Origin of the sequence: uncultured Intestinibacter sp. (assembly GCF_902468165.1) — a bacterium.
Classification (GTDB): Bacteria; Bacillota; Clostridia; order Peptostreptococcales; family Peptostreptococcaceae; genus Intestinibacter.
The window spans coordinates 23,786-43,648 of the sequence record NZ_CABQXJ010000016.1; the positions used below are offsets into that span (position 1 = coordinate 23,786).

Below are 19,863 nucleotides of genomic sequence, written 5' to 3' on the forward strand. Positions count from 1 at the left end.
GGTGTAAAAACATGGCGAAAGCATTAGTAATTGTCGAATCGCCAGCTAAGGCTAAAACAATAGAAAAGTTTTTGGGAAAAAGTCACTACACAGTTAAGGCTTCAGTAGGACATGTAAGAGACCTACCAAAGAGCCAACTAGGTGTTGATATAGAAAATAATTTTGAACCAAAATATATAAATATAAGAGGTAAGGGTGATGTGATTAAAGAGCTAAAAAAGGAAGCTAAAAAAGCTAAAAAAGTTTATCTAGCTACCGACCCTGATAGAGAAGGGGAAGCTATATCATGGCACTTATCTTATATTTTAAATATAGATGAAGATGAAAAATGTAGGATAGAATTTAATGAAATAACAAAAGGCGCTATTAAAAATGCAATAAAAAATCCTAGAAATATAGACTTAAACTTAGTAGATGCACAACAAGCGAGAAGGGTTTTAGATAGATTACTAGGATATCAAATAAGTCCTATATTATGGCAAAAGGTGAGAAAAGGTTTAAGTGCAGGTAGAGTTCAATCTGTCACAACTAAATTAATATGTGAAAGAGAAGAAGAAATTAAATCTTTTATACCTAAAGAATATTGGACTATAGAATTAGTTGTCTTAAATAAAGACGGAGAAGAATTTACATTAAAATTCTATGGAGAAGACGGCAAGAAAATAGATTTAGAAAATGAAGCTCAAGTAAATAAAATATTAGATATTATAAACAACGCAGAATTGACTGTAAGCAAAATAGAATCTAAAAGTCGTAGAAAATCAGCTCCAAAGCCATTTACAACAAGTGTGCTTCAACAAGATGCTGCAAATAAACTAAACTTTACGACTAAAAAGACTATGATGGTTGCCCAAGAACTTTATGAAGGTATAGATATAAAGGGAGAAGGCACAGTAGGTCTTATATCTTATATAAGAACAGACTCTAAGAGAATATCTGAAGAAGCGAGAGAAAAAGCAAAAGATTATATAGTAGATTCAATAGGTCAAAACTACTACAAAGACCACACAAAAGACAGTAAAGGCAAAAAAGAAAAGAAAGTTCAAGATGCCCATGAGGCTATAAGACCTACTTCTGTAGAGAGAACTCCAGATAGTATCAAAGATTCTTTAAGCAAAGATCAATATAAATTATACAATTTAATTTGGAGAAGATTTGTTGCAAGTCAAATGGAAGATTCTATATTTGATGTATTAAATGTAGAATGTAATATTGAAAATCTAGTATTTAAAGCTACTGGGTCTAAACTTAAATTTGACGGATATACGAAAATTTATAATTTTACAGATAGAGAAGATAAAATACTTCCAAGTTTAAGTGAAGGAGAGAGTTTAAAAATACAAAAACAAGACCCTCAACAACACTTTACATCTCCTCCACCAAGATATACTGAAGCTAGTTTAGTAAAAACTTTAGAGGAGCTTGGAATAGGAAGACCAAGTACTTATGCACCTACAATAACAACTATACTAAATAGAGAATATGTTGAAAAGGAAGGTACAAGTTTACTTCCAACAGAGTTAGGTATAATAGTGACAAAAATACTAGATGAGAATTTCCACAAATTTATGGAAGTTGACTTTACAGCTGATATGGAATCACAGTTAGACCAAATTGAAGAAGGCAATGCTGAGTGGAAACACGTAGTTGAGGAATTTTATTCACCACTAGAAGAAGCGATTAAAACAGCCTTAGAAAATATAGAAAAAGTAAATATGGATGAAGAAACTGACGAGATTTGTGAACTTTGTGGCTCAAATATGGTAATAAAATACGGTAGATTTGGAAAGTTTATGGCTTGCAAAAATTATCCTGAATGTAAAAATACAAAACCTATAGTAAATAAAATAGGTGTTAAATGTCCAAAATGTAAAGAAGGGGACATTATAATGAGAAAAAGTAAAAAGAAAAAGGTATTTTACGGATGTTCAAACTATCCTGAGTGTGATTTTGTCGCTTGGAACAAACCTGTAGAAGAACCTTGTGAAGAATGTGGATCTTATATGTATGAGAAATACTCTAAATCTGGTACTAAAATAGTATGTTCAAATAAGGATTGTAAACATGAACGTATTGTTAAAGAAGAATAGAGGTATTATCAAACAATCATATTGCTAAAATGAGTGAAAATTTGAAATATTTAATTATATTATTGAATTGATTACAGAAATATGTTAAGATTACATTGTATAAATGTTATTATGAACATTATTATATTTTGATTTATATTTAGATTGACTTAAATTAAGGAGAGGATTAAATGGCAAGCGAAGTACTACAAAAAACGAGAAGAATTAATAAAACTCTACAAACTAGCAGCGGAAGCAAAGTATCTTTTGACAGATTAGCAGAAACATTAGGCGAAGTTTTAGATGCCAATGTTTATGTTTTAAATACAAAGGGGAAAGTATTAGGATTACATTTAACAGATATACAAGATAGTTCAGTTGTAATAGATGAAGATACTAAACAAAAAAGATTCCCAACTGAATACAACGAAAGCTTACTTAAAATATCAGAAACACTAGATAACTTAACTGGAGAAAAATTAGTTCAATTATTCCCAGATGAACATAGTAGAAGTGAAAAATATCTTACAATAGTTCCTATACTTGGAAGTGGACAAAGATTAGGATCACTAGTATTATCTAGATATGACAAAGTGTTTAACGATGATGACTTAGTTATATCAGAATACAGTGCTACTGTAATAGGTATGGAAATATTAAAATCTTTAAGTGAAGAATTAGAAGTTGAAATGCGTAAAAAAGCTGTAGTTCAAATGGCAATAGGTACGCTTTCTTACTCTGAACTTGAAGCTGTAGAGCATATATTTAATGAATTAAACGGAAATGAAGGTCTATTAGTAGCTAGTAAAATAGCTGATAGAGTTGGAATAACAAGATCAGTAATAGTAAATGCTTTAAGAAAATTCGAGAGTGCAGGGGTTATAGAATCTAGATCATTAGGTATGAAGGGAACTCATATAAAAATACTTAACGATAAATTAATACCTGAATTAAAAAAAGTAAGAAATAATTATTAATTAAAAATTAATTTTAGGAATCCTTCTTTATATAAAGAAGGATTTTTTGATATAAAAAATTTATACTATTTAGTAGATAAGGAGGCAACATGCAACCTTTAGCAGATAAATTAAGACCAGAGACTATAGAAGATATGGTAGGACAATCTCATATTATTGGAAAGGGAAAGATAATAAATAGATTAATTGAAAATAAAACTATTCCAAATATGATTTTATATGGACCACCAGGAACAGGAAAGACGACATTGGCAAATATAATAGCTAATGTTACAGGTAAAAAATATATAAAATTAAATGCAGTAAATTGTGGTGTAAAAGAAATAAAAGAAGTTATAGATAATAGTAAAAGAGATTTATTTTCATATAACGGCATTATATTAATGCTAGATGAGATACAAGCACTAAATAAAAAACAACAGCAGGCATTGTTGGAGGTAATTGAAGAAGGTTCTGTTACTTTAATTGCTAGCACAGCAGACAATCCTTATTTTGTTGTCTATAAAGCTATACTAAGTCGAAGTACTATATTTGAATTTAAGCCTATACAAAAACAAGATATATACTTAGGTTTAAAGAGAGCTGTAAATAGATTAAAACCAATGTATACATATGAAAATATAAATGTAGAAGATGAAGCTCTTAGATATATAGCAGAGACTTGTAATGGCGATATGAGAAGTGCATTAAATAAATTAGAGTTAGTTTTTAATATTGGAATTGATGTAGGGACAAATAGCGTGAATATAACATTAGAAGATACTATAAATTGTTCTAGTGTCAAAATATTAAACTATGATAATAAAGGTGACGATAGCTACTCTGTATTATCAGCTTTTCATAAATCTCTCAGAGGTTCTGATGAAAATGCGGCACTACATTATTTAGCTAGACTTATAAAGTCACAAGATATCCAATCTATAATTAGAAGGTTGTTGTGTGTTGCAAGTGAAGATGTAGGTTTAGCTGTGCCACAAGCTATAACAATAACTAATGCATGTGTTGAAGCTGCACTAAAACTAGGATTTCCAGAGGCAAGATTGCCATTAGCACAAGCTACTGTATATTTAGCAAGATGCCCGAAATCAAATTCAGTAGCAGAGGCTATCGATATGGCATTATACGATTTAGACAATATAGAAACAGGTGAGATACCGAATCATCTAAAAGATGCACATTATGCAGGGGCGGCGAAATTAGGAAGAGGTGTTGAATATAAATATCCTCACAATTATCTTAATAACTATATAAAACAACAATACCTCCCAGATGCTATCAAAGATAAAAAATACTATAAAGCTGGAAATAATAAAAATGAAATGGCATATGAACAATATTGGAACAATTTAAAAAAATAAATTAAAAGACAAACATAACGTTTGTCTTTTTTAATTCTAAGGAAATTATACATTATCTGGTTTGTGGATAATGTATAATTTCCAACCTATTAATTAAAGCAACGGACGGAGTTGTTGGCGATATGAACGCAGTGAATTTTTATTTATTTTTTATTAGAGAATTTATTGATAAAAAAAATGGTAATATTTATAATTAGGTTAGAAAACTTTATTTATAATACATAAAATGAAACGACAGGGGTTGGAGATAGTCGTATTTGGGGGATTCATATGATTAAAATATTAGACAAAAAATATGAAAAGAAGGTTATTGAATATTTAAATCTTGAAAAAGAGATTAATACATTTAACCTACAAGAAATACAGAATTATGGATTTGAAAATGTATTTTATAAGATATATTCAGACATAGATGAATTTGGGAACATAAAAGGGATATTGTTTAAATGTTTTGAATATCTTACTTTTTATGCTTATAAAGACTTTGATGTTGATGGATTTTGTGAATTTATATCTGATATGGAATTTAGCGAGATAAGTGGAAAATCCAGTTGTGTCGATATAATTGCAGAAAAATTAGGATTATTAAAATATAGAAAAGTACATCTATGTGAGCTTGAAGAGATAAATGAAGAGGATAAGGATCTTGATTGTAATTTGAAATTAAAAAAAATAAATGTATTTAATATAAAGAGAGTAGTGAATTTATATGAGCAAATAACTGAATTTCAAAATACGACTTTAGAAGGTTTAAGATCAAATTTAAAAAGCGGTAGAGGTTATTGCATTGAGTATAGAAAAAAAATAATATCAATGGCAAAATCTACTGCAGAAAATAAAAATACAGCTATGATTATAGGTGTTGGAACACATCCCAAATATAGAAATCAAGGCCTAGCAACAAAATGTCTTATTAAATTATGCGAAGAACTCTTAAAAGAAGGGATAAAGCCATGTTTATTTTATGACAATGAGGAAGCTGGAAAACTATATCGAAAATTGGGGTTTAAAAGAATAGATGAGTGGACAGTATATTATAAAGATTAAAAAAATAGTACTTCAAATACAGTAATTTCAATAGATTGAAAAAATAATTTAATTCTGACTAAAATAGTCTAAATTAATGTTGACAAAATTACTCGAGTATAATACAATTATAACAGTAAGATAAATCCTACTAAAAAAGTAGGAATAAAAAGGGTGATAAAATGAAACTATCAACTAAAGGTAGATATGGGCTCAAGGCTATGTTTGAATTATCACTTAATCATAGTAAGGGGCCAGTATCTATAAAAAATATTGCTGCCAAACAAAATATACCAGAGCAATACTTAGAACAGATTTTTTCAAAACTAAAAAAAGCAAATTTAATAAAAAGTGTAAGAGGTGCCCAAGGAGGGTATCTATTATCTAGAAAAGCAAGTGAAATAACAGTATATGACATATTGACTGTACTTGAAGGGCCTGTATCAATATCTGATTGTTTGCTAGATAAAGACTCATGTCAAAACTCAGACAGTTGTGTAACAAAATTAGTCTGGGAAAAGATGAGAGATGCCATGGACAATGTTATGAAATCTATTACACTTTGTGATATGGTAAACAATTATAATGAAACTCATAATATAAATAGGTTAGAGAATGATATTTATTGTTTAATGAATAATGAAATAAAAAAATAGGAGATGACAATCATGGAAAAAAGAAGAATATATATGGACTATGCAGCAACTACTCCAGTTAAGTCTGAAGTATTAGAGGCTATGATGCCTTATTACACTACTTACTTTGGAAATGCTTCAAGTTTCCATCAATTCGGTAGAGAAGCAAAAGAAGGTTTAGATAAAGGGAGAGCTCAAGTAGCTTCATTAATAAATGCAGACCCAAGAGAAGTATATTTCACTAACGGTGGATCTGAAAGTGATAACTGGGCTTTAGAAGGAACTGCTTTTGCTAGAAGAAATAAAGGAAATCATATAATAACTAGTAAAATAGAACATCATGCAGTACTACATACTTGTGAATACTTAGAAAAAGTTCACGGATTTGAAGTAACATACTTAGATGTAGATGCTGATGGTAAAGTAGATTTAGAACAATTAAAAAACGTTATAACTGACAAAACAATACTTGTAAGTGTAATGTATGCTAATAACGAAATAGGTACTATACAACCTATAAAAGAAATAACAGAAATAGCTCATGCACATGGCGCTTTAATGCATACAGATGCTGTTCAAGCATGTGGTAATATACCAGTTGATGTTAAAGATTTAGGTGTAGACTTAATGAGTATGTCTGGACATAAAATATACGGACCTAAAGGGATCGGAGCTTTATACATCAAAAAAGGTGTAAAAATCCATAATTTCATGCACGGTGGAGCTCAAGAAAGAAGAAAAAGAGCTGGTACTGAAAATGTTCCTGCAATAGTAGGATATGGAAAAGCTGCTGAAATGGCTAAAAACAACATGGAAAACCATGTTAGAGAACTTACAAGACTTAGAGATAAATTAATGTATGGTTTACAAGAAAGAATACCTCATACAAGAATAAACGGTCATAAAACAGATAGATTACCAGGTACTGCAAATGTATCATTCCAATTTATAGAAGGTGAAGGTATATTATTACTTCTTGACCAAGCTGGAATAGCTGGTTCTTCAGGTTCTGCTTGTACATCAGGTTCATTAGATCCATCACATGTACTTATGGCTTTAGGTTTACCACATGAATTAGCTCATGGATCTTTAAGACTTGTAGTTGGTGACTTTACAACTGAAGAAGATGTAGACTATGTATTAGAAACATTACCACCAATCATAGCTAGACTTAGAGAATTATCTCCATTATATCAAACATATATAAAAGAACATCCAGAAGAAAAAAAATAAGTGATTAATGTATAGATATAATGGGTAAAAAATAAATATACAAAAGAAATAAATGACATTAAAATAAATACACAAAATAGGGCTTAAATTGAAATTAACTTATATTAACTCATAGATAAAAATAAAAAATTAGTAAAATTAGGAGGATTAAGATTATGCAATATAGTGATAAAGTAATGGACCATTTCTTACATCCAAGAAATGTTGGAGAAATAGAAGATGCAAGTGGTGTAGGTGAAGTAGGAAACGCAAAATGTGGGGATATAATGAAAATATTCTTAGACGTAGAAGATGATATAATAAAAGACGTTAAATTCCAAACATTTGGATGCGGTTCTGCAATAGCAAGTTCATCAATGGCTACAGAACTTATAAAAGGTAAAAGTATACATGAAGCTTTAGCTTTAACTAACAAAGCAGTAGCAGAAGCTTTAGATGGACTTCCACCAGTAAAAATGCACTGTTCAGTTTTAGCAGAACAAGCTATAAAAGCTGCACTTGTAGACTACGCTCAAAAAAATAACATAGATATACCAGAATTAGAAGGATTCGAACCAGACCATGACCATGATCATGACCACGGAGTAGAAGACGAAGACTAAGAAAATTTTTAAAATAAATATAAGAAAAATCTTTGGGATAATCTCAAAGATTTTTTCTTGTTTATAGATTTTTTAATAATTAATGTTTTAATGCTTTTAAAATTATTGCAAAATAGATATAATATAAAAACGAGGTGATAAACAAATATGAAAAAGAAAGTAATGATAGGTATGAGTGGTGGAGTAGATAGTTCTGTTGCTGCCTATTTATTAAAAGAACAAGGATATGATGTAATCGGTGTAACTATGAAGTTATGGCAAGATGATGAAGAGTACGAATTAATAGAAAATGATGGCGGATGTTGCTCTTTAGAAGCCGTAGAAGATGCTAGAAGCGTTGCGCAAAAGTTAGGCATACCGTTTTATGTATTAAACTTCAAAGAAGTATTTAAAGAGAAAGTAATCGATTATTTTATAGATGAATATATAAATGGTAGAACTCCAAATCCATGTATAGCATGTAATAAACATATAAAATTTGACGATTTATATAGAAGAGCTAGACAAATAGGATGTGATTATGTAGCAACAGGTCACTACGCTAGAATAGAAAAAGACGAAGAAACAGGAAGATATCTTCTTACTAAATCTGTTACAGATAAAAAAGACCAAACATATGCGCTATATAATCTAACACAAGATCAATTAGAACATACACTACTGCCAATAGGTGAGTTCGAAAAAGAAAAAGTAAGAGAAATGGCTAAAGAACTTGGCTTAGTAGTTCACAATAAACCAGATAGTCAAGAAATATGTTTCGTAAAAGACAACGACTATGCAAACTACGTAAAAAGACATTCAAACACAAGTATAAAAGAAGGTAATTTTGTAGATACTAAAGGTAATGTTTTAGGAAGACATAAAGGAATAGTAAACTACACAATAGGCCAAAGAAAAGGTCTAGGAATAGCATTTGGTAAGCCTATGTTTGTAATAGACATAAATGCTAAAAACAACACAGTTATCCTAGGTGATAACTCAGACTTATTCCAATACAACTTAATCGCAAAAGACGTTAACTTTATATCAATAGAAGATATAAAAGAACCTATAAGAGTAAAAGCAAAAGTAAGATATGCAGCAAAACCAGCTGATGCGACAGTTTATAAAGTTGCTGAAGATAAAATAAAAATCGTATTTGACGAAGCTCAAAGAGCGATAACAAAAGGACAATCTGTTGTTATGTATGACGGAGATAAAGTTGTCGGTGGAGGAATTATAGAAAGTAGTTTCTAACATAAAAAGACATAAATAATTATTTATGATGACAAATTTATTAAGACAAATTTAAAAGTAAATTATTTATTGACAAAATATGATTTATACTTTAAATTAGTATTAGTAATTTATAAAATAAAAATACAATGAAGAGAAGTAGTAAAATATTTATATGACTTTACAGAGAAAAGGAAATGGTGAGAACCTTTAAGTACAGGATATTTGAAGCAGTCTTGGAGTAGCAATTCGGAGCTTAGTATGAATTGCCGGTAGTTACGTTATAGCTAAGGTTTTCCGAAGATGCCACTTTTTAGTGGTAATTAGGGTGGTACCGCGAATATACCTCGACCCTATAATTTAGTTATAGGCGTGAGGTTTTTTTTATGAAAATAATATTTGAAAATTTTAGGAGGTAATGCAATATGAAAAAAATGGGTTGCAACGAGATTAGAAAATCTTTTACAGATTTCTTCGAATCTAAAGGACATTATGTAGGTAAGAGTTCATCTTTAATACCAAAAAACGATAAAAGTTTATTATTAATAAACTCAGGGATGGCTCCACTTAAAAACTATTTCTCAGGAGTTGAAGTTCCACCAAGAAATAGAATGAGTACAGTTCAAAAATGTATAAGAACGGGAGATATAGAAAACGTAGGTAAAACTGCAAGACACGGTACATTCTTCGAAATGATGGGTAACTTCTCATTTGGAGATTACTTCAAAGAAGATGCTATAAAATGGGCTTGGGAATTCGTAACTAAACATTTAGAAATACCAGAAGAAAAAATATGGGCTACAGTATACTTAAATGACGATGAAGCTCGTGACTTATGGTTAAAATACTCAACTATACCACAAGAAAGAATAGTTAGATTAGGAAAAGACGATAACTTCTGGGAAATAGGATTAGGACCATGTGGACCTTGTTCAGAATTATACTATGACAGAGGTGAAGAATACGGATGTGATAATCCAGATTGTAAACCAGGATGTGACTGTGATAGATACTTAGAATTCTGGAACTTAGTTTTCACTCAATTTGATAGACAAGAAGATGGAAGTTATCCAGAACTTACTCATAAAAATATAGATACAGGTATGGGTCTTGAAAGAATAGGTTGTATAATGCAAGGTGTTGACAATATATTCGAAGTTGACACTATAAGAGCTATAATAGATGAAATAGAAAAAATATCAGGTGTTAAATACGGTTCAGATGCTAAAAGTGATGTATCAATAAGAATAATAACTGACCACATAAGAGCAACAAGCTTTATGATAGCTGATGGAATACTTCCATCAAACGAAGGTCGTGGATATGTTCTTAGAAGATTATTAAGAAGAGCTGCAAGACACGGTAAATTATTAGGAATAAAAGAAGATTACTTATACAACTTATTTGATGTAGTTAAAGAAGTAAGTGGAGAAGCTTATCCAGAACTTATAGAAAAAGAAGGTTACATCAAAAAAGTTATAAAAATAGAAGAAGAAAAATTCAATGAAACTATAGACCAAGGTAGTGAAATACTAAACGGATATATAGAAGAATTAAAAGCAAACAACGAAAGTACATTAGCTGGAGAAAAAGTATTCAAATTATACGATACTTATGGATTCCCAATGGACTTAACTCAAGAAATATTAGAAGAAGTTGGATTTGATTTAGATGAAGAAGGATTCAACGCAGAAATGGATAAACAAAGAGAAAGAGCTAGAAGTGCAAGAGGAAATATGGAAGGTGAAAGCTGGAAAGAAGATCCACTTTCTACATTAGACGCTTCAGTAGCATCTACTTTTGAAGGATATAAACATTTATCTACTACAGGAGTTGTAACTGCTATAGTTAAAGGTGACGAAATAGTAGACACTATAACTGAAGGTGATGAAGCAGTAATAGTACTTGATAGAACTACTTTCTATGCTGAAGGTGGGGGACAAGTAGGTGACTCTGGTATATTAGAAAACGAAAATGCATTATTTGAAGTAATAACTACTAAAAAAGGTGCAAACAATACAATAAAACACATAGGTGTTGTTAAAAAAGGTAGCATAAATACTAAAGATGCATTAAAATCATTAGTAAATAGAGAAATAAGAATGGCATCAGCTAGAAACCATTCAGCTACACACTTATTACACAAAGCTTTAAAAGAAACTTTAGGAGAACATGTTAACCAAGCTGGTTCATTAGTAACTCCAGATAGATTAAGATTCGATATAACTCACTTTGAGCCAATATCAAAAGAAGAGTTAGATATAATAGAAAGAAAAGTAAATGACGTTATTTTACAATCTCTTGATATAGAATGTGAAGTAATGGGAATAAACGAAGCTAAAGAAAAAGGGGCAATGGCTCTATTTGGTGAAAAATATGGAAATGAAGTAAGAGTTGTATCTATGGGAGATTATTCTATAGAACTTTGTGGTGGTACTCACTTAACAAACACTTCTCAAGTAGGATTATTTAAAATATTATCTGAAGGTGGAGTAGCAGCTGGAGTAAGAAGAATAGAAGCTATTACAGGAAGAAGCGTATATGAATACTTAAATTCAAGAGATGAATTAATCGAAGAAGCATGCTCTGCATTAAAAACTAAAGAAGATAACTTAGTAAATAGAGCACAAGCTATAGTAGAAGAAAATAAATCTTTAGCAAAAGAACTTCATGAAGTAAAAGCTAAAATGAGTTTACAATCAGCTGACAAACTTATGGATTCAAAAGTTGATATAAATGGAGTAAGCTTACTTACTGCAAAATTTGAAGATATGGATATGAATTCATTAAAAGAAATGGCAGATAATTTAAGAGATAAATTACAAAGCGGTGTAGTAGCTATCTCTAATGTTAGTGATTCTAAAGTTAACTTCGTAGTTACAGCAACTAAAGATGTTATAGAAAAAGGAATTCACAGTGGAAACATAGTAAAAGAAATAGCACAAATTGCAGGCGGTAAAGGTGGCGGAAGACCTAACATGGCTCAAGCTGGAGCAACTGACGCTACAAAAATAGATGAAGCTCTAAGCTATGCTTGTGAGGTTATAAAAAGCCAAATAAAATAATAGTCTATAAATAACCAAAAGCTCTTATATAATTTGAGCTTTTGGGGATTTTAACTAATGGAGGGCTTTAAGTATGGATAGAAATTTAGATTACACAATGAAATTTGAGGGTATATCAGAAGAAAAACTGAGCATAAAAGAAACTTTACAATATGTTTATGAAGCATTAGAAGAAAAGAAACGTTATGACCCTATTGACCAAATTATAGGATATATACTTTCTGGGGACTCAAGCTATATAACAAGCAATAGAAATGCAAGAAGCATAATAAAAAAATACGAAAGAGATGAGTTATTAAAAGAACTATTAAAAAGCTATCTATCAAAAGAATAGAACAGCTTACCTTACAAGGTAGGATAGAAAGAGGTTGACTTAATGAAGAAAAAATTAATATCACTTTTATTATCACTAATGGTAATTTTAAGTTTTTCTATGTCTAGTGTATATGCTGACACCAACCAACAAGGAAAAATAATATATATTAGTTTAAATAGAACAAGCTTAGAACATTTACTTGAGATACCTATAATACAAAAAAAGACATCTGATAGTGGTTATGTTGCCCTTATGACTACTCGTGGTGATGGATCAAATAGTGATCAAAAATCTTTTGCAAGTATAGGTGCAGGTGTAAGAGCTAATGTTTTAGACCAAGATTATACAATATTTGAATCTTTAGATAAGGATGGAAAGGAACAATTTAAAGCTGTAACAGGCGCAACTCCTTGGGCTATCAATAATCTAAGAATAAATAGAGATTTAAATCAAAACTCTGATTATGGAAGTTATGGTGCAACTCTTGGTACTTTAGGAACAACATTAAACGAAAATGGTTTAAAAGTTGCGCTTCTTGGAAATAGTGATATAATCAAAAACGGTGAACTTAAAAAGATAAGAAATCTAGCTTTAACATGTATGGATAAGTATGGTAGAGTTAAATCTGGAAATGTCGACGACATAAATAAAAATGATAATACTATGCCATATGGTATCTCAACTGACTATGAAAAACTAAAAAAAGAGACAAAAAAATATTATGAAAACAGTGATATTACTTTTGTTGAACTTGGAGATACATACAGATTAGATGAGTTTAGAAAAAATCTAAACGAAAATACTTACAAATCTATGCAAGACGAAATATATAAAAGAGTTAGCGATTACTTGACAGAAGTCTTTGATATGGTAGGTGAAAATGATACTGTATATATAGTAAGTGAATTCCAAAGTAACTTAGATAATCTAAATAAAAGAAGATTAGCGCCAGTTATGAAGTTTACAAAAGACGGATATGGCCTGTTAGAATCAGCTACAACTAGAAATAACGGTATAGTGAGTAATATCGATATAGGTGTAGATATTTTAAATGAATTTGGAATAAAAAATGAGTTAATGATAGGAAAACCATTTAAAACTGTACAAGCTGAAAATGGAATCGAAAAACTGACAAATGACTTTAAGAGAATTGTCTCAATAAACAGCATAAGAGCATCAGTTGTAAACACTTATGTAGGAATAGTATCTGCATCATGGGTTATAGCTATGATAGCATTATTATTTAAAAATAAAATACCTAAAAAAGAAAAAGGTCTAGGTAGAGACCAAATATTTAAAATTCTAAAAGAGTTTATAAAATTAGGACTTATAATGCCGTTAGCATTTTTAACTGCACCAATATTCCAATTTAAAACTCAAACTGGATTAGTAACAGGAGTATTAATAGCAACAATTATCTACTACGTAATAGGATCTACAGTATTTAAAAAGGATGATATTAAACAAATGGGATTCTATGCGTTTTTAACAATAGGATTGATTATACTTGACTGTATAATAGGAACTCCACTTATGAAGAGCAATATAATGAGTTATGATGCTATAAATGGAGCTAGATATTATGGCGTAGGTAACGAATATGAAGGTGTTACTATCGCAAGTGCTGTATTTGCATTAGCTGTTTTATTAAACTACAAAAAAATACCTAAATGGTTAGCAGTCGTATTATCTATAATTATACTAGTTACTAGTGCGATGCCTTCAATGGGAGCAAATGTTGGAGGGGCTATATCAGAATGTGTAGCTTATTTATTATTTATACTTCTTATATTTGATGTTAAGTTAGACTTAAAGAAAATAATTATGATAGGAGTAGCTACAGTATTAGTTGTTGTAGCATTTGCAGGATTAGATTTCTTAATGGGAAGTGAATCTCATTTATCAGTATTTACTAATCAAATAATTCAAGAAGGTCCAGCAGCTATAATCAATACATTTGGAAGAAAAATACAAATGAATATGAAGTTAGCTAAATCAAGTGTATGGGTAAATATACTAATTGTAAGTATTGTTATAATTGGAGCTCTTATATTTAAACCATCTGGATACTTCAAAAAAATCCATGACAGATATCCTATGATATTTAAAGGATTTATGGCTTCATTTGTAGGATGTATAGTAACATTACTAGTAAATGATTCAGGAATAGTAGCTGCATCTACAGCGGCGATTTATATACTAATTCCTCTTATAATAATTAGTATTAATATGAGTTTATTTGATAAAAATAAAGATACAGAATAAATTTTTCTGAAAATCAAAAATTAGTCAGGATTAACCTGACTAATTTTTTTAAGACAAAGCTAAACTAAATATACGAATAATTAATTGATTAAGGAGAACAATATGTTAGATGGAAGAATAATGGGCCTAGATATAGGTGACAAGACAATAGGAGTTGCTGTAAGTGATATAATGGGTATAACAGCACAAGGTGTAAAAACTATAAGAAGAGAGTCTAAGAAAAAAGACATCGAAGAATTAAAAAACATAATAAAAGAAAGACAAGTAAATAAAATTGTATCAGGTCTTCCAAAAAATATGAATGGTACTTTAGGACCACAAGGAGAAAAAGTTTTAAAATTCTGTGATTTAATAAAAGAAGAAACAGGATTAGAAATTGATTTTTGGGATGAAAGATTGACAACAGTAGCAGCAGAAAGATCTCTTATAGAAGGTGATGTAAGCCGTAAAAAGAGAAAAAAAGTAATAGATATGTTAGCTGCAGTAATAATATTACAAGGTTATTTAGATAGCAAGTCAAAATTTTAAATTATATTAAATAAAATATGTTAAAATTTCTATTTATGATATATAATTATATATCATGATAAAAAATGAAAAATTATATCAATAAATTTATTTATAAAAGGAGAAAGACATGAACGAAATGAACGAAAATATAATAACATTATTAGATGAAGATGGCCAAGAGGTTCAATTTGAAGTATGCTTAACTTTAGAAGCAGAAGGGAAAGAATACGCTATATTGTTACAGAAATACCAATAAATAATTTTAAATTAATCACGGTGCCAACGTAGTCGTAAAGATATTATTACCATTAGATGAAGAATCTTATGACGATGATGAAGATGTAGCATTAGTATTTAGAATTGATTCTGATGAAAATGGAGATATATTAGTTCCATTAGAAGATGAAGAAGAATATCAAATAGTTGTTGATGTTTACAATACATTAATGGACGAAGAAGGATTAAATGACGACCAATTCTAATTGAGAATTGATTACAAATGGGGGGCTTATGCTCCTCATTTTTTGTTTTAAATAAGATTTAATATCAAAAAATAAATATCTTCAATAGTTGAAATTACTTGAATTATCAGAAGTTAAAATCAAATGAAACGTTGACAAAATAAATAAAATATCGTAAAATAATTAAAAGAGATTATCAGTTGAAAATAGGTGAGTTTATGAAAGAATCAATAGAAAGCATAAAAGGTAGACTTAAGGAAACTGGTTTTAAAATTACACCACAGAGAAGGGCTATATTAGAAATACTATTAGAAAATGACGATAAACATTTAAGTAGTGAAGAGATATATGACATGGTAAGAGTTTCTTGTCCAGAAATAGGACTAGCAACCGTTTATAGAACAATACAACTTTTAAGTGAAGTAGGGTTACTTTCTAAATTAAATTTAGATGATGGATGCATAAGATATGAAATACGTCTTAATAAAGACGAAAAACATAATCATCATCACTTAATATGCGAAAAATGTGGTAGGATTATAGAAACAAAAGAGGATTTATTAGATGGAATAGAAGAGTTAATCCGTCAACAATATAAATTCAATGTTACAGACCATGATATTAAGTTTTTCGGAATATGTGAAGATTGTCAAAAAATATAAGTCCTGAACGGGGCTTATATTTTTTGAAAATAAAATATAAACTAATAAATTAAAAACATACAACTTAAAAATTTTTTAGAGTAATTTTAGAATAAATAATTTTTTATTTTTATAGATTAAAGATTTTATTGATTGAAATTTAAATGATTATAAGTCTTGTCATAATAATTAGAGAAATGTATTACGATTATGGGTTAAAATATCTTCGAATTTATGATACAATAAAATCAGTTGGTAAAAGTGTACGTGATTTAATATTATTTTTTTTTGTAAATTTAAAATTGAATAGACAGAGGAGAGGATGCAATTGTTTAAGAAAAACACCAACAAGATAAAGGTGATGGCTTTAGGTGGTCTTAACGAGATAGGTAAAAACATGACTTTAATCGAATACAAAGACGAGATAATTGTAATCGATGCAGGTCTTAGTTTCCCAGAAGACGAGATGCTAGGGGTGGATATCGTTATACCAGATATCACTTACCTACTTCAAAACCGCGACAAGATTAAAGGTATTTTTATAACACACGGTCATGAGGATCATATAGGAGCTCTTCCATACATCCTAAAGAAAATCGATGTACCTGTATATGGGACGATGCTTAGTATAGGATTAATACAAGTTAAATTAAAGGAGCATAAATTAAGTACAGCTAAATTAAATGTAGTTACTCCTAGACAAATAATTAAACTTGCAAATATGAGCGTTGAGTTTATTAAAAACAACCATAGTATACCAGGGGCATGTTCTATAGCAGTTCATACAGACCAAGGTATTATATACCATACAGGGGATTTCAAAATAGATTTAACTCCAATCGATGGAGATATTATGGACTTACATAGAATATGCGAATTAGGTCAAGAAGGAGTACTTTTATTACTAGCAGATAGTACTAATGTTGAAAGACCTGGATATACTATGTCAGAGAGAACAGTAGGAGCTGGACTAGATGATTTATTTAGAAGAGCTGGTGATAGTAGAATAATAGTAGCAACATTCTCTTCTAATATACACAGACTACAACAAATAATAGATATGGCTAAAAAATGCAACAGAAAAGTAGCTATATCAGGTAGATCTATGGTTAACGTGATAGGTGTTGCTAGAGAATTGGGGTATTTAGATATAGAAGATGAAATGTTAGTTGATTTAAACGATATATCTAAATATAATGATAGTGAGCTTGTAATTATAACTACAGGGACTCAAGGAGAGCCTATGTCTGCACTTGCGAGAATGGCAAGTAGCGAACACAAAAAAGTAGAAATTAAAGCTGGGGATTTAGTAATAATATCAGCTCATCCAATACCAGGAAATGAAAAATTAATTTCAAAAGTTATAAATTTATTATTCGAAAAAGGTGCAAGAGTAGTATACAACGATATCGCTGATATACACGTTTCTGGTCATGCATCTCAAGAAGAATTAAAATTAATAAATGTTATGGCAAAACCTAAATTCTTTATGCCAGTGCATGGTGAGTACAGAATGTTAAAAAGACATTCTGAGCTAGCTCAAGAAGTGGGAATGCCAGCAGAAAATATATTTGTAATGCAAACAGGCCAAGTTCTAGAATTAGATAAAAATTCTGCGAAAGTTACTACTACAGTTCCAATAGGAAATGTTTTAGTAGATGGTTTAGGTGTTGGAGATGTTGGAAATATAGTTTTAAGAGATAGAAAACATCTATCAGAAGATGGATTAATGATAGTTGTTGTAACTATTTCAAAAGAAGACGGAAAAGTTTTAGCAGGTCCAGATATAATCTCAAGAGGATTTGTATATGTTAGAGAATCAGAAGATCTAATGGATGGAGCAAAAACTGTAATAAAAGACGTCTTAAATGAATGTGAAGAAAAAAATATAAAAGAATGGGCTTATTTAAAAAATAATATAAAAGAAAATCTTAAAGAATATCTGTACACAAAAACTAAGAGAAATCCAATGATATTACCGATCATAATGGAAGTATAGAAATAGATTAAAGGGATGCTAATTTTTAGCATCCCTTTTTGCTTGCCAATAATACACTAATTATAAATTTCTGATTTTGGAAAATATACTATATATAGAATAATCATTTGAAGAGGTGACATTATGAAGAAATTTATAGGCGTATTTTTAGCAATAATACTTATTATTAGCCAAAGTACTCTAGTATTTGCAGATAACAATTCAGCCAACTTAAATCTAAAGTGTAAATCTGCTGTCCTTATGGATGTTACAAGTGGACAAGTCTTATATGAAAAAGATTGTCACGAAAAACTACCTCCTGCTAGTGTAACAAAAGTTATGACTATGCTACTTATATGTGAAGCTATAGAAAGTGGAAAAATAAAATTGACAGATGAGGTTACAATAAGCGAGACTGCATCTTCAATGGGCGGAAGTCAAATTTTCTTAGAACCAAATGAAACTCAAACTGTAGATACACTTTTAAAAGGAATAGCTGTAGCGTCAGCAAACGATGCTTGTGTAGCTATGGCTGAATATATAGGTGGCAGTGTAGAAGAATTTGTGGATATGATGAATAATAAAGCAAAAGAACTTGGAATGAAGGATACAAATTTCGTTAACACAAATGGATTGCCAGTAGATAACCACTATACATCAGCATATGATATAGCACTTATGTCGAGAGAGTTATTAAAACATCAAATGATAGAAAAATATTTAACTACATGGATGGATAGCGTTGTTGTAGGTAAAAAACAAGCGAAAATAGGTCTTGCTAATACAAATAAGATGATAAAATACTACAATGGTGCAACAGGAGTAAAAACTGGATTTACAGGGGCTGCAAAATACTGTGTATCAGCATCTGCAAAACGAGGCAAAACTCACCTTGTTGCAGTCGTATTGAGAGGAGAAACTTCTCAAGAGCGATTTAAAGATGCATCTACACTTTTAGATTATGGATTTGCAAATTATGAAAGTATAAAAATATGCTCTAAAGATGAAAAACTATATACATTAAAAATGAGAAAAGCAGATGAAGAAAATATCGATTTAGTGGCAAAAGATGATTTAGGAATATTAATTAAAAAAGGAGATTCTAAAGAATTTACTAAAAAGATAAAAATAAACGACGATATAAAACTTCCTATAAAAAAAGGAACTGTATTAGGAAAAGCTATGATTTATCAAGATAATAAATTAGTAGATGAAGTAGAACTTGTAAACAATAAGCCTATAGAAAAAGCAAGTTACTTACAAATGTTAAAACGACTAGCAGAAAATATACTTTAATAAAAAATAAATATATTTTAAAAGAATAAAAAATCCTCTTTATGATAAAAATCTATTTTAGATAAATATCACAGAGAGGATTTTTTAATTCTGATGAAATTATATAGTATCTGTTGTGTGAATAATATATAATTTCCAAGTTATTAACTAAAGCAACCTAATCTCTAATTCGTTGGCGCCATGAACGTAGTGAATTTTTTTATAATGTATATATAT

General features: G+C 29.8%; 15 protein-coding genes, 1 pseudogene and 1 other annotated feature. All 16 genes and pseudogenes read left to right on the forward strand.

Annotated features, from left to right (window positions below):
* Positions 1–11 precede the first annotated feature (11 nt).
* The 16 genes and pseudogenes from topA (at position 12) to RDX53_RS04760 (ending at position 19,647) form a co-directional block, all read left to right on the forward strand.
* Positions 12–2,090, forward strand: coding sequence for a type I DNA topoisomerase (topA, locus tag RDX53_RS04680; protein ID WP_195929080.1), 2,079 nt, complete (start codon positions 12–14; stop codon positions 2,088–2,090).
* Between the two features lie 170 nt (positions 2,091–2,260).
* Positions 2,261–3,046 carry a GTP-sensing pleiotropic transcriptional regulator CodY gene (codY, locus tag RDX53_RS04685; protein WP_195929082.1) on the forward strand — a complete coding sequence of 262 codons (786 nt, stop codon included), beginning with the start codon at positions 2,261–2,263 and terminating at the stop codon, positions 3,044–3,046.
* Positions 3,047–3,135: 89 nt separating this feature from the next.
* Positions 3,136–4,404: a replication-associated recombination protein A gene (locus tag RDX53_RS04690; protein ID WP_195929084.1), complete on the forward strand. Its 1,269-nt coding sequence runs from the start codon at positions 3,136–3,138 to the stop codon at positions 4,402–4,404.
* Between the two features lie 270 nt (positions 4,405–4,674).
* Complete coding sequence (locus tag RDX53_RS04695) at positions 4,675–5,451, forward strand: GNAT family N-acetyltransferase (protein ID WP_195929086.1); 777 nt, start codon at positions 4,675–4,677, stop codon at positions 5,449–5,451.
* Positions 5,452–5,612: 161 nt separating this feature from the next.
* Positions 5,613–6,086, forward strand: coding sequence for an Rrf2 family transcriptional regulator (locus tag RDX53_RS04700; protein WP_195929088.1), 474 nt, complete (start codon positions 5,613–5,615; stop codon positions 6,084–6,086).
* Positions 6,087–6,098: 12 nt separating this feature from the next.
* Entirely contained in the window at positions 6,099–7,298 is a 1,200-nt protein-coding gene (nifS, locus tag RDX53_RS04705; RefSeq protein ID WP_195929090.1) for a cysteine desulfurase NifS, read from the forward strand.
* Between the two features lie 155 nt (positions 7,299–7,453).
* Positions 7,454–7,900 carry a Fe-S cluster assembly scaffold protein NifU gene (nifU, locus tag RDX53_RS04710; protein ID WP_195929092.1) on the forward strand — a complete coding sequence of 149 codons (447 nt, stop codon included), beginning with the start codon at positions 7,454–7,456 and terminating at the stop codon, positions 7,898–7,900.
* A gap of 147 nt (positions 7,901–8,047) precedes the next feature.
* Positions 8,048–9,136: a tRNA 2-thiouridine(34) synthase MnmA gene (mnmA, locus tag RDX53_RS04715; protein ID WP_295572632.1), complete on the forward strand. Its 1,089-nt coding sequence runs from the start codon at positions 8,048–8,050 to the stop codon at positions 9,134–9,136.
* A gap of 119 nt (positions 9,137–9,255) precedes the next feature.
* Positions 9,256–9,473, forward strand: a binding site (T-box leader).
* A gap of 67 nt (positions 9,474–9,540) precedes the next feature.
* Complete coding sequence (gene alaS, locus RDX53_RS04720) at positions 9,541–12,180, forward strand: alanine--tRNA ligase (protein WP_195929096.1); 2,640 nt, start codon at positions 9,541–9,543, stop codon at positions 12,178–12,180.
* 73 nt (positions 12,181–12,253) lie between these two features.
* The gene (locus RDX53_RS04725) at positions 12,254–12,514 is read left to right on the forward strand and encodes an IreB family regulatory phosphoprotein (protein WP_195929098.1); all 261 of its coding nucleotides are present in this window, start codon (positions 12,254–12,256) and stop codon (positions 12,512–12,514) included.
* Between the two features lie 42 nt (positions 12,515–12,556).
* Entirely contained in the window at positions 12,557–14,761 is a 2,205-nt protein-coding gene (locus tag RDX53_RS04730; protein ID WP_195929100.1) for a hypothetical protein, read from the forward strand.
* 102 nt (positions 14,762–14,863) lie between these two features.
* The gene (ruvX, locus tag RDX53_RS04735; protein WP_195929102.1) at positions 14,864–15,289 is read left to right on the forward strand and encodes a Holliday junction resolvase RuvX; all 426 of its coding nucleotides are present in this window, start codon (positions 14,864–14,866) and stop codon (positions 15,287–15,289) included.
* A 118-nt stretch (positions 15,290–15,407) separates the two neighbouring features.
* Positions 15,408–15,753 (forward strand): annotated as a pseudogene (locus tag RDX53_RS14105) (DUF1292 domain-containing protein).
* Positions 15,754–15,950: 197 nt separating this feature from the next.
* Complete coding sequence (locus tag RDX53_RS04750; protein ID WP_195929104.1) at positions 15,951–16,394, forward strand: Fur family transcriptional regulator; 444 nt, start codon at positions 15,951–15,953, stop codon at positions 16,392–16,394.
* Between the two features lie 301 nt (positions 16,395–16,695).
* A complete protein-coding gene (locus RDX53_RS04755; RefSeq protein ID WP_195929106.1) occupies positions 16,696–18,372 on the forward strand; it encodes a ribonuclease J in 1,677 nt (558 codons plus the stop codon).
* 123 nt (positions 18,373–18,495) lie between these two features.
* Complete coding sequence (locus RDX53_RS04760) at positions 18,496–19,647, forward strand: D-alanyl-D-alanine carboxypeptidase family protein (protein WP_195929108.1); 1,152 nt, start codon at positions 18,496–18,498, stop codon at positions 19,645–19,647.
* Positions 19,648–19,863 lie beyond the last annotated feature (216 nt).

What these genes read in the sequence shown, in the direction of transcription:
- topA (WP_195929080.1), top strand. Translation starts at nt 12, where the DNA reads ATGGCGAAAGCATTAGTAATTGTCGAATCGCCAGCTAAGGCTAAAACA.
- codY (WP_195929082.1), top strand. Translation starts at nt 2,261, where the DNA reads ATGGCAAGCGAAGTACTACAAAAAACGAGAAGAATTAATAAAACTCTA.
- RDX53_RS04690 (WP_195929084.1), top strand. Translation starts at nt 3,136, where the DNA reads ATGCAACCTTTAGCAGATAAATTAAGACCAGAGACTATAGAAGATATG.
- RDX53_RS04695 (WP_195929086.1), top strand. Translation starts at nt 4,675, where the DNA reads ATGATTAAAATATTAGACAAAAAATATGAAAAGAAGGTTATTGAATAT.
- RDX53_RS04700 (WP_195929088.1), top strand. Translation starts at nt 5,613, where the DNA reads ATGAAACTATCAACTAAAGGTAGATATGGGCTCAAGGCTATGTTTGAA.
- nifS (WP_195929090.1), top strand. Translation starts at nt 6,099, where the DNA reads ATGGAAAAAAGAAGAATATATATGGACTATGCAGCAACTACTCCAGTT.
- nifU (WP_195929092.1), top strand. Translation starts at nt 7,454, where the DNA reads ATGCAATATAGTGATAAAGTAATGGACCATTTCTTACATCCAAGAAAT.
- mnmA (WP_295572632.1), top strand. Translation starts at nt 8,048, where the DNA reads ATGAAAAAGAAAGTAATGATAGGTATGAGTGGTGGAGTAGATAGTTCT.
- alaS (WP_195929096.1), top strand. Translation starts at nt 9,541, where the DNA reads ATGAAAAAAATGGGTTGCAACGAGATTAGAAAATCTTTTACAGATTTC.
- RDX53_RS04725 (WP_195929098.1), top strand. Translation starts at nt 12,254, where the DNA reads ATGGATAGAAATTTAGATTACACAATGAAATTTGAGGGTATATCAGAA.
- RDX53_RS04730 (WP_195929100.1), top strand. Translation starts at nt 12,557, where the DNA reads ATGAAGAAAAAATTAATATCACTTTTATTATCACTAATGGTAATTTTA.
- ruvX (WP_195929102.1), top strand. Translation starts at nt 14,864, where the DNA reads ATGTTAGATGGAAGAATAATGGGCCTAGATATAGGTGACAAGACAATA.
- RDX53_RS04750 (WP_195929104.1), top strand. Translation starts at nt 15,951, where the DNA reads ATGAAAGAATCAATAGAAAGCATAAAAGGTAGACTTAAGGAAACTGGT.
- RDX53_RS04755 (WP_195929106.1), top strand. Translation starts at nt 16,696, where the DNA reads ATGCAATTGTTTAAGAAAAACACCAACAAGATAAAGGTGATGGCTTTA.
- RDX53_RS04760 (WP_195929108.1), top strand. Translation starts at nt 18,496, where the DNA reads ATGAAGAAATTTATAGGCGTATTTTTAGCAATAATACTTATTATTAGC.